Genomic DNA, 14,208 nt, shown 5'->3' on the forward strand with positions numbered 1-14,208 from the left:
GATTCTACTTTTAAAAATGAGCAGCTTATACTGATAACAAGAAATGAATTAGGAGGAGAAACTACATGGAAAAATCAACTCGTGGAATAGACCACATTGGCGTAACTGTTCCAAACATTGAACAAGCCACTCTTTTCTTTCAAAAAGCTTTCGCTGCTGAAGTCATTTATGATAATTTGACAGCAGCTGATGAACCAAAATCTGGTCAACAAGTAGAACAAAATCTTGGACTCAAACCGGGCACAAAAGAAATGCGCATTCGAATGCTGGCTGTTGGAAACAGTGCAAACATTGAATTGTTTCAATTTGGTAATGTCTCGCAACGACAACCGGTAATTGCTTCAGATTACGGCTTACAACATGTGGCTTTTTATGTAGACGATATCCAAAAAGCTGTTGAACAGTTCACTCAGGCAGGTGGAAAGCTTTTGTCTAAGCCAAATGAACTCTCTTCTGCTGCCGAGAGCGGTCCTGGAAACCAATTTGTGTATGGTCGAGCTCCTTGGGGTATGTTGGTTGAAATGATCAGTTATCCAGCAGGCATCAATTATCCGGTCGAAAGCCAAGCTAAACGATGGAAACCAGCTGAATAATGTGTGCTATAAAAGGTTGGAATGGAGTGGATAAAAATGATTGAAGACCATATGATGAATCAAATAGCAAAGATATGGTACGTAAAAGCATGTTATGGACCTTATCACTCTGATAAAATTAACGTTGCGGTACACAAATACCTTTTAAGGTCCGGAATGATAAAACTTCTTGTGCTTTATGGTACTTAAATCAATTTATCGATAGAATTTTAAAAATTTGTGCTTTTCGGCAGCTGCCGAAAATGTTCGATATAAACTAAAGATTTTTTTAGTTTTTGTGAAAATCTGAATTGAGTTACTTTAATGCATCGCTGATATAAAGCCCTATATAATTGTTTTAATCCATAGAAAAACTCCAATGTATATAAATAATATCCTTGCTATTTTCTAGATTGTTCTCATCAGATTAAGTTAAACTGTCAATTGACATTTCTTTGCTGGTTAACTATACTAAAAGCAACCTCATAGCACTGTTTACGATGAATGAGCGCAGTAGCAAAAAGAATGTTGTCCCTAGAAAGCTAGTGGGTGATGGAAACTAGCACAACCCTTTTTCGCGAATTACACTCTGGAGTAACTTGATTAACCTCAAGCGTTTTACTGGCGATAACAGTAAATGAGCGGTCAGCAACTTTGCAGTAAAATTTGTTGGCAAATTGGGTGGTAACACGAAATTTTTCGTCCCGATGAAAAGATGATTTTGTCTTTTCATCGGGACTTTTTTTATTTGTTTTTAACTATACAAAAAAGGAGCTTAAAAAATGAATATTCTTGATGAATTAGAATGGCGCGATGCCATTAACCAACAAACAGACGAAACAGGTTTAAGAAAACTAATTGAACAGAAAAAAATATCTTTGTACTGCGGGGTTGATCCAACGGGGGACAGTATGCATATTGGTCATTTGATCCCTTTTATGATTTTGAAACGATTCCAGTTAGCTGGCCACCGTCCTGTCATCGTTATTGGCGGAGCAACGGGTTCAATCGGCGATCCTAGCGGAAAATCAGAAGAACGCACTTTACAAACAAGAGAACAAGTTCAAAACAATGCCGATAAATTAAGCCGTCAAATGGAAAAATTATTTGATGCAGGGAAAAATGAGAAATCAATTCGTATGGTAAACAACTTGGATTGGACGAAAGAAGTCACATTATTAGACTTCTTACGCAATATCGGAAAAAGTTTTAATGTTAATACGATGCTGGCTAAAGACATTGTTGCTAGTCGTTTAGAAACGGGTATTTCATTTACTGAATTCACTTATCAAATCCTTCAGTCCATCGATTTTTTGCATTTGTATCAACAGGAAGACGTTCAATTACAAATCGGCGGTGCAGATCAATGGGGAAATATTACGGCTGGTTTAGAGTATATCCGCAAACAAGAAGGCTCTGAAGCTGAAGTTTATGGCTTAACCATTCCATTAATGTTAAAAGCTGACGGAACGAAATTCGGAAAAACTGCTGGCGGGGCTGTTTGGTTAGACCCAGAAAAAACTACTCCTTACGAATTTTACCAATTCTGGTTAAATCAAGATGACCGTGATGTCGTCAAATACTTGAAGTACTTCACCTTCTTAACTAAAGAAGAGATCGAAGCTTTAGCTGAAAAAATAGCAACTGAGCCGCATAAACGGGAAGCACAAAAAACGTTGGCCCGTGAAATGACGTTATTTGTCCATGGCGAACAAGCATTGAAAGATGCTGAAAAGATCACTGCAGCTTTGTTTTCTGGTGATGTGAAAAGTTTGACCGCTGATCAAATTGAAGAAGGCTTCAAAAATATGCCGACTTTCGAAGCTCCTAAAGAAGAACGCAACATTGTGGAATGGCTAGTAGATGTTGTCGGTATTGAGCCTTCTAGACGTCAAGCCCGTGAAGATATCACTAACGGCGCACTTTCCATGAACGGGGAAAAAGTAACCAGCGTTGATGCCATCGTAACTCCTGAAAATTCTTTTGATGAACGATTTATTTTGATTCGTCGAGGAAAGAAAAAATATTTCTTAGTAAAATTAGTTTAGTCCTTAACTAAAAAAAGCCACCCCAGATATTCTTGATTTGGAGTGGCTTTCATCAATATATAAGGTTAAAAGGTCAACCAAGAATAGTTTCTTTCTTCAAAAAACTATTCTTAGAGTGCTTAGTTTCGCTGCTTTTTCTAATCATCTCACTATTTTTGTTAAAAATGATCTTTATTGATATTTTTTAATGTACTGTTTTCAGGATATTTCGAACTATTTTGTATAACAGAAATGCTGCCAGTAGTCTCTAAAACAACTGCTAAGACATTGTCCATTGTGGCCAATCCTTTTGAGCGTACAGCTTGAAGAACTTCTTCTTCTGAAAGACGTTCCTTTTCTATCGTTTTAAAATCAAATCGTCCTTTATAAAACAGCAATACCGGTTCTGCCTTTATCACTTTATCAGCTGCTTGAAAATGAATCGTCAACTTAGTAATAATGTATTGTAAAAAAATCAAAAGGGTAAAAGCAATTGTTCCGTCTAACAGTGTTACATCCCGGCTTGTTAAAATACTAGACAAAATCGAACCTAAAGCTATCGTTACAACAAAATCAAAAGCATTCATTTTGGATAACGTCCGCTTTCCAAAGATTCGCAATACTATAATCAACAACACATAGGCCAAGCTTCCAACAATAAGAATCTTAAAAACTGTATTCCAATCACTAAATAACATCTTCATTTGTAAGCCTCCTTTGTAAAAGTCTGTTTTCCTTCTTCTTTTACTGTACACTTTTTTGGGTGGCCACTACAATTCAGACAAACTGAAAATCAGCCTTTTTTGCTATTAAAGAAAAAGCAGCTACAAAAAAAGAAACAGACTAAGTATATGCATTTTTTCAATCCATTTTCTACAGCAGCGCCCGAATTTAATAAAGGAGATGTTTAATATGATTCAGTTGATTAAAGCAACTACTAAAACAGATGCCCATACTCTATCCCTTCTAGCCAAAGAAATTTGGGAGGAACATTACACTGCTATCTTAGGCGAGCAGCAAGTAGCTTATATGCTTGCTAACCTGCAGTCAGAAACGGCTATTTTCAATGAACTAACTCAAGGAAAAGAGTATTTTTTAGTTCAATCCAATCATGCAATTATCGGCTATCTCAGCTATCAATTATTGCCAGATCAGCTATTCCTTAGCAAACTCTATTTAAAACAGTCTGAACGCGGTCAAGGAAAAGGTCGCTTACTGATTGAAAAATTAAAAGATATTGCCAAGAAAAACAAAAAAGAACAACTTGTTTTGACGGTCAATAAATACAATATGAACACCATTGCCGCTTATAAGAAGTTTGGTTTTGAATTAGTAAAAGAACAAGTCGCTGATATTGGCGGCGGTTATGTCATGGATGATTATGTTTTGCAGTATCGCTTAATTAAGAAAAGCGGGACAAGCCGACCTGACTCGAAAGAAATTTAGGAAATCGTGCCCTGAATGAGCATCGTAGAGCGCAATGGGTACGATTTATCTAATTTCCAAGAGGCAGGCTTGTTTCGCTAGACATTGAATGCAGAAAACTTATCATGCCCTACCTTTTAAAAAACAAAGTTGTACTAAACCAGACTTCTCTTTGTACAATCTTATTGAAAAATACAGCTTTTTCACTTTCTTCTTTGTTAAAGCTCACTTTTTTGGAAACCTGATGCTACACTAAAAGCAATGACTAGTTAGAAATGAGGTTTTTTACTATGAAAATCGATCGGCAAGAAGACGGCTTAGCTGCTGCTGAAGATCTCCACCAGAAAAAGGTAACTCCTTTTGAATTAGTAACAGCAGCTTTTCAAAAAATTGAATCTGAAAATCCACAATGGAATGCGGTCATTCACACTCGGAAAGAAAAAGCTTTGCAAGAAGCTCGAGAAAGAGACTTTTCCGACACCCTATTTGGCGGCTTACCAATTTTAATTAAAGGATTGGGACAAGATATGGCAGGCGAACCCAGTACATCTGGATCGCGCTTGTTAAAAAACAACTACGCCAAACAAACCAGTTACTTTGTGGAAGCACTGGAAAAAGCTGGTTTTATCGTCATCGGCCAAACAAATACGCCTGAATTTGCGTTTAAAAACATTACCGATCCAGTCCTTTATGGACCAGCTCGCAATCCATGGCATTCAGCTTATTCTCCGGGCGGATCAAGCGGCGGTGCTGCTGCCAGCGTAGTTTCCGAAATGGTTCAAATTGCTGGAGCCAGCGATGGCGGCGGTTCAATCCGCATCCCTGCTTCTTTCACTGGACTAGTCGGCTTGAAACCCACACGCGGTAGAACTCCCATTGGTCCAGGATACGGGCGCGGCTGGCAAGGGGCTTCGGTTAGCTTTGTCTTAACAAAAACCATTCGTGATACGGCCGCCATGATGGATGCTTTACAAACCGTTCAACAAATGGCTGCTTTTCAAACGCCGCTTTTTGAAACAGGTTATTTGAACGCTTTACACCAACCTGCACCAAAAAAATTCCGTGTAGCTTATTCTGTTGTTTCACCAGTTCATGGTCCGGTCAGTGAAGAAGCTAAAAAGGCAGTGTACAATACTGTAGAATGGCTGCGCCAACAAGGACATGACGTAGTTGAACAGACTCCTGAGATTGATGGAGTCGATTTGATGCGCAGTTATTATACAATGAATGCAGGAGAGACGGCGGCTATGATAGCTAATTTGGAAAAAGCCATGCAAAGGCCATTGACGATGTCCGATATGGAATTAATAACTTGGACTTTATACAATGCCGGTAAATCAATTTCAGCTGCTGACTATTCCAACAGCTTAGCCAAATGGGATACCGCTGCCGAAATCATGGCCCATTTCCATGAGTCTTATGACTTGTACTTAACGCCAACTACTGCAGATGTGGCTCCGCGTATTGACGCCAAATTGCAATCCGACGAACAGATCGAGCGGATGAAACGTGTAACCGAATTAAATGCAGCCGATCAACAAAAAATCGTCTGGGATATGTTTGCAGATAGCTTGGACATCACTCCTTTTACACAGCAAGCTAACTTGACCGGTCAACCGGCTATCAGTTTGCCGGTTCATTTAACTGAAGCTGGACTGCCTTTAGGTGTGCAGTTTACTGCTCCTAAAGGCAAAGAAGATTGGCTCTTGTCTATCGGACAAGATATGGAAAAAGCCGGACTATTTATTTAAACAGTTAAAACCGCTGCTCAGTTGAAACAGGCAGCGGTTTATTTTTTATTTCCTATATTCTGCAACTGGTTAAAACCCTTGGTCTATCAGTGCTTTTTCTAATCTAGAGACAAAGTTTTTTTCAGCTCCCCAACTAATATTGAGCAAGCCCTCACCGCCCGCTGCACCGATAGCTGAAATAATGACCTCTTCTTGATTCCCAATTACAGTTAAGCTGATAGAAGCATAACTGCTGCTGCGGAAAAAGAATTTTTCATACACTCTTGTTGTCACTTCAATCTTTTCCACTGTCACTGCATTTTCCGCTACTAACTCAACACTTACACCAAAATTTCGAATGGTAGTGTCCAGCATTTGGAGTGTCTCTGTGTAATCTCCTGTTATGGTTTTGGTAAAGTGTGCCATTTGAAGCAGCCTCTTTTCTTTTTTAGTTTGTTAAGAAGAACTATCAGTCGAAAGCAAAATAACCGCAGACTACATCCCCTACCGCTTTAGCCGCGATTAAAATCGCTTCTTCGCTGATATCGAATTTAGGATGATGGTTATTGTACGGTTTTTCTACGCCATTTGGCCAACTGCCGACAAAGAAAAAACAACCGGGTATTTGTTGTGAATAATAAGCAAAATCTTCATTGCCTGTTTGCATGGGAGCTTCAACTACTTTCGTCAAATAATCGCCGACGCCATTTTTTAAGTAATCTACCACGCTGCTAGTCAATTCAGGATTGTTGTAAACTGGAGGACAGCCTTCTTCGACTGTTAATATCGTCTCTACAGCAAACATGTCTTGCAAACCTTCTGCCAAGCGGGTCACTTCGCGGTTCAGCACTTCAAAAGTAGCATCTTCCATATACCGCATATCCCCTTCAATGGTAACAGTATCTTTGATCACATTAAAGGCACCTTTGCCATCAAACGAACCGACCGTTACAGTTCCCACCTCAAAAGGGTCTAATCGTCGACTGACCACAGTTTGAAGTGCGGTCACAAAGTAAGAGCCTGCTACAATTGCATCATTCGACTTATGCGGTGTTGAAGCATGTCCTCCTGTACCTTGAATAACCAATTTAAATTGCGATCCGCCAGCCATTGCTGCACCGCTACGATAAGCAACTTCACCAACCGGACGATCTGGGAAAACATGAATGCCGATAATATGATCGACCTCTTTTAAAACTCCGGTTTCCATAATAAATTTAGCACCGCCTGGTGGCGCTTCTTCAGCATGTTGGTGAATGATTTTTATAGTTCCGGGAATTTCTGATTTTAATTCAATCAAACAATCTGCCAGTATCATCAAATAAGCCGTATGTGCATCATGTCCGCACGCATGCATCACACCTTTGTTTTGCGATTGAAAAGACAAACCTGTTTCTTCTTCGATTGGCAAGGCGTCAAAGTCTGCTCTTAAAGCTAATGTTTCTCCAGGTTTATCGCCTTTGATCGTGACAATGATGCCATTTCCGCCTACATGAGTTGCCAAATCCACTTCTTTGTCTTGGTAAAATGCTGCTATGTAAGCTGCTGTTTCTTCTTCTTGGTAAGACAACTCTGGATGTGCATGTAAATATCTGCGAATTTCAATCATTTCTTCTTTACGTGCATCCAGCATTTCCATCAATTTTTCTCTCATCTAAACCCCTCCACTTGGAAAATAGCTTTATCATCTTTCAGCTTTTCATTTACTATAGCACAGTTTCGTAAAAAAACGTTTTCTAAATTATCCTTTAAAAAAGAAAACCAATATTCGCGAACTAATTCACTACGATATGTGAAACTTCTTCATCTCCAGTCCCGGTAGATACCTTAACTACGGTCACTTCAATGCATCAAGAGTTTCTTTTTTTGTTTAATCCTCTAAAAACAGCACCCAAAACAATTTGTTTGGTTGCTGTTATTTTGCTTATTTCAAAATTTAAATTCAATATGGGTTGAAACATTTAGTTTTTTTACTGTCCTATTTTGATAACTGCAGCGATATTCTTTGCTGTATTTCTTATATTTTCATATCCAACTTCTAAAGCAGTTTCCAAAGAAGTGATTTCAGAAAGAATGCTGAATACTGCCGTTATACCATGTTCATAAACTGCTTGATAGTTGCCTGATAAACGACCAGCAACAGCGATAACGGGCACCTGGTATTTTTGAGCAATCTTGGCTACACAAATAGGTGTCTTCCCATAAATCGTTTGGTGATTAATTCCGCCTTCGCCTGTGATCACTAAATCTGCCTCACAGATTTTATTTTCTAAACCGACCAATTCGCTAACCAATACGCCGCCATTTTGTAGTTTAGCTGCTAAAAAGGCCAACAATGCACCGCCTAATCCACCAGCGGCTCCTGCTCCAGCAATAAATTCAATGTCTTCTTTCAAATCTTGACGTACCACACTAGCAAAATGTGCTAGGTTTTGATCTAATTGTTCTACTTGTTCTGCTGTTCCGCCTTTTTGAAAACCATAAATATAAGAAGCCCCTTTAGGTCCGGTCAAGGGATTGTCCACGTCACAAGCTACTTTAATTTCAACTTCTTTTAATTTGGGGTTTAATTCGGAAAGGTCGATAGTAACTAACTCAGACAAGCCAACACCTCCAGGAACGATTTGCTGCCCCTCTTTGTCTAACAGTTTGCCGCCTAAACATTGAATCATTCCAGCGCCTCCATCATTGGTTGCACTGCCTCCGATCCCAATTAAAATTTCTTCGACTCCTTTATTTAAAGCAGCTTGAATCAATTCACCGGTTCCCCACGTGGAAGTCACTAAAGGATTACGCTCTAAAGGATTCACTAAGTGCAAACCTGAAGCTGCTGCCATTTCAATAATGGCTATTTTTCCATCTCCTGAAACCCCATAAAAAGCTTCGACTGGTTCGCTTAATGGTCCATGAACAGTGAGTGTTTCTATTTTTCCTTTTGTTGCATCTACTAAAGACTGAACTGTTCCTTCTCCACCATCAGCCATCGGGACTTTTACATATTCTGCATCTGGAAAAACTTGCTTAAAGCCTTCCTCAATAGCATTGGCTGCTTCTAACGCAGTTAAACTTTCTTTAAATGAATCTGGTGCGATAACAATTTTCATTTAGACACACTCCTTTATTTTTACTTTTTCTAGGTACACTTTTCAAGTTACTTATCAGTTCACATATCTCTACTATATTTACTTAGATTTAATATTTGCTTCTCGCGAAAAATGCGCTATCATTACTAATAGAAAGGATGGGTTCCATGCACTTCTATGAGCTTTTAAAAAAGAATCGATATTTACTTAACAATACAGAAGACGCTATACTAGAGTACTTACTGAAAGAATCTATTCGTATAAAGGAAATAACTATTCGAGAAGTAGCTAATAAAAATTATACAGCTCCTAATACAGTTGTTCGTTTATGCCAAAAGTTAGGTTTTAAAGGATTCTCTGATTTTAAAGATGAACTATATCAAGCTTCTAGAAAACAAGAAGATTTTGTAGAAGTAACTTCATTAGATAATAAAATTATAAAAACGAAGCAATTAATAAACTCTAATGTAATTGAAATGATAATTTCTAAAATTTATAATGCTGAAAAAATTATATTTCTTGCTGTAGGACTATCTCGTTTTCCTGCTGAAGAACTAAGTGAACGTTTAAAAATTTTAGGTAAAAACAGTCAGACATTTGTTGATCCTCATGTAATGAAACATAACGCAAAGCTATTAACAAATAAAGACTTAGCAATTGCTATTAGCATCAGTGGAAATACAGATAATATTTTATCTGCAACAACTATTGCAAATGTTGCTGGTGCGGAAACAATAAGCATAACAGGTTTTTCAACTAATTTATTATCTAAAATAACAACTTATCAATTATATGGGTATATTTCAGAAGCTAGAGTAGATGGAGTAGATGTAACTGACCGATTAAGTATACATTACTTAATCAATGTTATTTTCTCCGAATATTTAAAAAAATATCGTACTTGATTTTATTCTACGAAAATATCTGTACAACGTGATTATTATCCTTAACAAAAGGAAACTTTTATTCATTATAATTCTATTTAAAGATATGCAGGAATAAAATAGACAAAAGTAGAGATTCACTATGAGTTCTCTGCTTCTGTCTATTTTTAGTTTTTTTAGATATAGCTATTTTAGTTCTGGCCAGTAATTTTTATTAGCCACTATCAAAGCGTCTAGTACTTTACGTGCTTTTTTAGCATCGACAACTGTTCTGTTCATTGTCAGCGCTTGTAGTGCTTTAGCATAAGATTCTTCAAGATATGCTTCAACTGTTAATTTTTCAAAAGCATGCTGCCCTTCTATTAGCCCTTTATAAAACGTTTCAATTTCACCAACAGCATACGGAGCCGGTCCATTTGTGCCAAGAGAAGCTACTACTTCAATCATCACATCATCTGGTAAATTCGATACAATTCCATTATTGGGAACAATGACAACATACGTTTTACGTAAATTATTAGCAATAGATGCAGCTACCTCTACCATCATATCGCCATGCGCATCATTATGCACAACATGTGAATCTTTTGCAGTACCATTTTTTGCAATACGACGACATTCTTCAAATACTTTTTTTTCTCGACCTTCCCTAACTTCGTCTGTACGAGTATGGTTAGGGTCTAAATGCGCTAACTTATATTCTGGATATAAGTAATATTGTAAATACGTATTTGGTAAATAGTCAGGAAAGTCATGTAACATATCTTCTACCATTGCATAAGTTTCTAACCATGATTGATCACGTTGTTCGGCATCGACTGGTCTAAAACCACCATTTAAAATAATTTCTTTAATTTTTGGAGCAACATCAGTACCATTTTCATCATAAATATGTGTAAACCAGCCAAAATGATTTAATCCAAAATAAGTAGGCTCAAGTTTGTTTACATCATAATTAATCAGCTTTGCATATGAGCGTAATAAGTTAACTGGTTGGTCACAAATGTTCAAAATCCGTTTGTCTTCTGGAAAAATTTTATTGAGAGCTAAACCAACAATTGCCGCTGGGTTCGTGTAATTTAAAATCCAAGCATCTGGGCTCAGACGCCGAACATCTTTTACCATATCTCGAATTGAACGTAACCCATATGCAAATCCACCAGGCCCACAAGTTTCTTGGCCAATTATACCTAAACTTAATGGGATTTTTTCATCTTTTTCGCGCATGGCATATCCGCCAGTACGCATCTGACAAAAAACAAAATCAACATTAGAAAAAGCTTCTTCTTTGTTTGTTGTATAAGTAAATTCAACTTCTGGGGCTTCTTCAGCAAATAAAATTTTTGCAAATTCTCCAATTACAGATTGACGCTCTTCATCGATATCATAAAGTACTACACGATTTAATGCAAAGCGATCTAAATGAGTAGTCATCGCTTTTAAAATTCCTGGTGTCCAAGTGGAACCTCCACCAACTAATACAATGTTATTTTTATTCATATTCAGCAGCTCCTTTTACTTTTAATGCAATTCCTTCAACTTGTGGTCCATAGATAACTTGTAAATGAGTATCATCAATTTTGACTATACCTGCAGCTCCAGTTGCTTTCAATGCTGCTTCGTCTGCTACAGTGGCATCATCTAAAACTAGACGTAATCTTGTAAAGCAATTTTCAATTTCTTTTATATTTTCTTTTCCGCCTAATGCAGCAACAATGGTATTGCCAATGTTGTCTTTATCTTTAATCACAACATCACTACCTTCTATTATTTCTTCGCGTCCCGGTGTTTGGACATTTTGCTTTAATATGACCGTTTTAAATACAAAGTAATAAGCAAATGCATAGCCAATTCCCACTATAACAGCTACAAACCAGCGTGTATCAAGTCCTTGTAAGATTCCAAACACACCTAAATCAATGGCTCCACCCTGTACATTCCCAATTACAACATTAAATAAGTCCATTAACATAAATGATATTCCTGCCATAAATGCATGGAAAAAATATAAAACCGGAGAAACAAAAATAAATGCAAATTCAATCGGTTCTGTAATGCCAGTAGTAAAACTTGCCAAAGCAGCCGCATACAATAACCCTTTAACTTTGTTCTTTTCTCCACTTCTAGATGTTTTGTACATTGCATAGCATGCAGCCGGAAGACCAAAAACCATAAAGGGAATCTTTCCTTGTGCCAAGAAACGAGTAGCTTGTGCCATCAAATTCATATCAGGATTATCTTGAGCCAGTAATGTGTTAAAAATATTTAAAGCTCCTACCGTTTGTTCGCCATTAATTACAGCTACTCCGCCAATTGGTGTGAAGCGTACTAATTGATTCAAAATATGATGCAATCCTGTTGGTACTAATAAACGCTCTAGGAAACCAAATAGGAATGTTCCAAATACACCTGCTTGCGCAATGACATTCCCAATGCCTTCAATTCCTATTCCTAAGAAAGGCCACACAAAGTACATCAATAGGCCTAAAAAAGGAACCGTAACTGTAGTAATGATTGGGACAAAACGTTTTCCTCCAAAAAAGCTAATCGCTAACGGTAACTCAATATCATAAAACCGATTATGCAACGCAGCAACTAACAAACCAGATAGAATACCGCCAAATACATTCATTCTCAAAGTGAATATACCTAAAACGGTTTCATATTGTGAAGTTGTTTGAGTAGCTTTTAACAGAGAATCACCATTTGAAACTAAATAATCTATGGAAGTAGTCTCTGCGTCAAATCCATTTAATCCTAGAATGTAATTTAAAGTAATGTGGAAAATTATAAAACCAATTACTGCAGAGAAAGCAGCCGTAGCTTTTTCTTTCTTAGCCATTCCAATAGCTACCGCAATAGCGAAAAGAATTGGTAAATTACCAAATAGAGCAGATGCTAATGTTCGAATAAAACCAATAATATTTTGTACTATTTCAAGTGAAACAAAGTCTTCTCCCACTATTGCAGGATTTTGTAACACTGAGCTTAATCCTAAAAAAATACCTGCAGCTGCAATAATTGATATAGGCATCATCAAAGATTTGCCGAGCTTCTGTAAAAAGTCTTTCATGTTGTAACGCCTCCTCTTATCTTTTAATACATTAAGTATATATTCTCGAATAAGCGGTTTCAATGCTATCTAACCAATAAGAAACAACAATACAAGATTGAGAAATGTACACACTTGTGTTTTTTTGTACACAAGTGTATTATTAAAATTTTCTACCACTTATCATTCTTGCAGTGTTTTTAATCTGAAAGACTAACGTCAGTATAATTACTTAATTCCAAAAGATTTCTATCTTAGTTAAAGTTTAATTGCCTGTACTTAATGAATCCTGGTAATCACTAGAAATAAAACAAAGAAAGCGCGTTTCCAAAAGAGGAAGCGCGCTTTCTCAGCGTACATATAGTAAATAAAAAATAGCTGGCGTTGGAATCCATCAAGAATCTCAGAAACTAAAGTTCATTCAATTGCTCCAATTGCTTGGACTCCATAATTTCCCGTCTAATTCGCCTTCCATTTGACTAATGCGTTTGTATTGTTCTTTAATGAGACGAATAGTCGCTTTAAGCAGAGCTTTTTGTTTATAGTCTTGGCTGTTCACAACCATCGATTCAAGTTCCGTCAATACCCATTCTTCTTTATCCATTGTAATGCTCCTATTCCATTTCTTCCAATGATAATTTCAAATCATCCATCGTTTCACGATTCTCTTCAATAATTTCCATAACGTGTTGTAGTTTAAAGCTATCTTCTTCAGCCAAGGTCGTTAAATCGGTCTGTTCTAATTGGTTTAAAAACCAATTTTCACGGCTGGCTAAACTAGTGTCTTTTTCATGTGTTAAAAGAAGTTGATACTCTATTAAGAGTTCCATTTTTTGTTCTTCTGTCAAATAAGAAAATTGGTGGATAGATAAAGGTTTAAGATAAATCATCCCAGTTTTAAGTGCCATTGCTTGAAAAGGTTTGGTTAATTCAGTGATACTGAAATGCTCTTTTCCGCCAGCTTGGTATTCATTTTTTGAAGCGCCTATTGTCAAAACTAAGCCAAATTCTTTATCTTGCAAGTGATGACCATTTTTCCCATAAGCAAAATTTTCTGTCAGTACTTCATCTTGCCACTTTTTGAGTAAAGGGGGAGAACTGTACCAATAAAGTGGGAATTGAAAAATAATGCGGTCATGCGCTGCAATCAATTCTTGTTCTTTTATACTGTCAATTTTAAAATCTGGGTACTTTTCTTCCAGATGATGGACCGTCACCTCTGGCTCACCTGGTATGGAGCTCAACAAATATTGTTGGCTGCTGGATTCTCTAATATCCGGATGAGAAATAATAATCAATGTTTTCAAGTTACTTGCCTCCCCTAATGACTATTGCACGTGCTATCTATTGCTCTAAATACTCTAACATATCTTCTTTAATAACTGAAATCAGCGGCAATTTTTGGATCGGTGTCAATTCAATATCCAATTGGCTA

13 protein-coding genes are annotated in these 14,208 nt (G+C 37.1%); 5 read left to right on the forward strand and 8 right to left on the reverse strand.

The features are described 5' to 3' along the window. Positions 1-65 precede the first annotated feature (65 nt). Entirely contained in the window at positions 66-593 is a 528-nt protein-coding gene (locus RT405_RS07340; protein WP_313468804.1) for a VOC family protein, read from the forward strand. A 761-nt stretch (positions 594-1,354) separates the two neighbouring features. Next, positions 1,355-2,620, forward strand: a complete 1,266-nt coding sequence (gene tyrS / locus RT405_RS07345; protein ID WP_313468806.1) for a tyrosine--tRNA ligase — start codon at positions 1,355-1,357, stop codon at positions 2,618-2,620. Between the two features lie 158 nt (positions 2,621-2,778). On the opposite strand, the gene RT405_RS07350 is transcribed toward tyrS, so the two are convergent. Continuing rightward, on the reverse strand, positions 2,779-3,303 hold the full coding sequence (locus RT405_RS07350) for a YetF domain-containing protein (protein WP_313468807.1): 525 nt from the start codon (positions 3,301-3,303) through the stop codon (positions 2,779-2,781). A 208-nt stretch (positions 3,304-3,511) separates the two neighbouring features. On the opposite strand from RT405_RS07350, the gene RT405_RS07355 reads away from it, so the two are divergent. Both RT405_RS07355 and RT405_RS07360 read left to right on the forward strand, forming a co-directional pair. After that, entirely contained in the window at positions 3,512-4,045 is a 534-nt protein-coding gene (locus RT405_RS07355) for a GNAT family N-acetyltransferase (RefSeq protein WP_313468809.1), read from the forward strand. A gap of 269 nt (positions 4,046-4,314) precedes the next feature. Next, positions 4,315-5,775, forward strand: coding sequence for an amidase (locus tag RT405_RS07360; protein ID WP_313468811.1), 1,461 nt, complete (start codon positions 4,315-4,317; stop codon positions 5,773-5,775). A gap of 69 nt (positions 5,776-5,844) precedes the next feature. Here RT405_RS07360 and RT405_RS07365 read toward each other — a convergent pair whose 3' ends face one another. The 3 genes from RT405_RS07365 to RT405_RS07375 form a co-directional block, all read right to left on the reverse strand. Beyond that, positions 5,845-6,180 (reverse strand): DUF6054 family protein, encoded by a 336-nt coding sequence (locus RT405_RS07365; RefSeq protein WP_313468813.1) that lies wholly within the window; start codon positions 6,178-6,180, stop codon positions 5,845-5,847. A 43-nt stretch (positions 6,181-6,223) separates the two neighbouring features. Next, positions 6,224-7,408, reverse strand: a complete 1,185-nt coding sequence (locus RT405_RS07370; protein ID WP_313468815.1) for an amidohydrolase — start codon at positions 7,406-7,408, stop codon at positions 6,224-6,226. A 316-nt stretch (positions 7,409-7,724) separates the two neighbouring features. Continuing rightward, positions 7,725-8,858, reverse strand: coding sequence for a glycerate kinase (locus RT405_RS07375; protein ID WP_313468817.1), 1,134 nt, complete (start codon positions 8,856-8,858; stop codon positions 7,725-7,727). 146 nt (positions 8,859-9,004) lie between these two features. Here RT405_RS07375 and RT405_RS07380 point away from each other — a divergent pair, with 146 nt between their 5' ends. Further along, positions 9,005-9,742, forward strand: a complete 738-nt coding sequence (locus tag RT405_RS07380; RefSeq protein WP_313468819.1) for a MurR/RpiR family transcriptional regulator — start codon at positions 9,005-9,007, stop codon at positions 9,740-9,742. A 165-nt stretch (positions 9,743-9,907) separates the two neighbouring features. On the opposite strand, the gene RT405_RS07385 is transcribed toward RT405_RS07380, so the two are convergent. The 4 genes from RT405_RS07385 to RT405_RS07400 form a co-directional block, all read right to left on the reverse strand. Next, positions 9,908-11,221, reverse strand: a complete 1,314-nt coding sequence (locus RT405_RS07385) for a 6-phospho-alpha-glucosidase (protein ID WP_313468821.1) — start codon at positions 11,219-11,221, stop codon at positions 9,908-9,910. Continuing rightward, complete coding sequence (locus tag RT405_RS07390) at positions 11,214-12,794, reverse strand: PTS transporter subunit EIIC (protein WP_313468823.1); 1,581 nt, start codon at positions 12,792-12,794, stop codon at positions 11,214-11,216. The genes RT405_RS07385 and RT405_RS07390 overlap by 8 nt, the downstream gene beginning before the upstream one ends. Positions 12,795-13,194: 400 nt before the next feature. Beyond that, positions 13,195-13,377: a hypothetical protein gene (locus RT405_RS07395; protein WP_313468824.1), complete on the reverse strand. Its 183-nt coding sequence runs from the start codon at positions 13,375-13,377 to the stop codon at positions 13,195-13,197. Between the two features lie 10 nt (positions 13,378-13,387). Next, positions 13,388-14,080, reverse strand: coding sequence for an NAD(P)H-dependent oxidoreductase (locus RT405_RS07400; RefSeq protein WP_313468826.1), 693 nt, complete (start codon positions 14,078-14,080; stop codon positions 13,388-13,390). Positions 14,081-14,208: the final 128 nt, after the last annotated feature.

The organism is Carnobacterium sp., assembly GCF_032094055.1.
Classification (GTDB): domain Bacteria; phylum Bacillota; class Bacilli; order Lactobacillales; family Carnobacteriaceae; genus Carnobacterium_A.

What these genes read in the sequence shown, in the direction of transcription:
- tyrS (WP_313468806.1), top strand. Translation starts at nt 1,355, where the DNA reads ATGAATATTCTTGATGAATTAGAATGGCGCGATGCCATTAACCAACAA.
- RT405_RS07355 (WP_313468809.1), top strand. Translation starts at nt 3,512, where the DNA reads ATGATTCAGTTGATTAAAGCAACTACTAAAACAGATGCCCATACTCTA.
- RT405_RS07390 (WP_313468823.1), bottom strand. Translation starts at nt 12,794, where the DNA reads ATGAAAGACTTTTTACAGAAGCTCGGCAAATCTTTGATGATGCCTATA.
- RT405_RS07375 (WP_313468817.1), bottom strand. Translation starts at nt 8,858, where the DNA reads ATGAAAATTGTTATCGCACCAGATTCATTTAAAGAAAGTTTAACTGCG.
- RT405_RS07395 (WP_313468824.1), bottom strand. Translation starts at nt 13,377, where the DNA reads ATGGATAAAGAAGAATGGGTATTGACGGAACTTGAATCGATGGTTGTG.
- RT405_RS07360 (WP_313468811.1), top strand. Translation starts at nt 4,315, where the DNA reads ATGAAAATCGATCGGCAAGAAGACGGCTTAGCTGCTGCTGAAGATCTC.
- RT405_RS07370 (WP_313468815.1), bottom strand. Translation starts at nt 7,408, where the DNA reads ATGAGAGAAAAATTGATGGAAATGCTGGATGCACGTAAAGAAGAAATG.
- RT405_RS07385 (WP_313468821.1), bottom strand. Translation starts at nt 11,221, where the DNA reads ATGAATAAAAATAACATTGTATTAGTTGGTGGAGGTTCCACTTGGACA.
- RT405_RS07340 (WP_313468804.1), top strand. Translation starts at nt 66, where the DNA reads ATGGAAAAATCAACTCGTGGAATAGACCACATTGGCGTAACTGTTCCA.
- RT405_RS07380 (WP_313468819.1), top strand. Translation starts at nt 9,005, where the DNA reads ATGCACTTCTATGAGCTTTTAAAAAAGAATCGATATTTACTTAACAAT.
- RT405_RS07350 (WP_313468807.1), bottom strand. Translation starts at nt 3,303, where the DNA reads ATGAAGATGTTATTTAGTGATTGGAATACAGTTTTTAAGATTCTTATT.
- RT405_RS07365 (WP_313468813.1), bottom strand. Translation starts at nt 6,180, where the DNA reads ATGGCACACTTTACCAAAACCATAACAGGAGATTACACAGAGACACTC.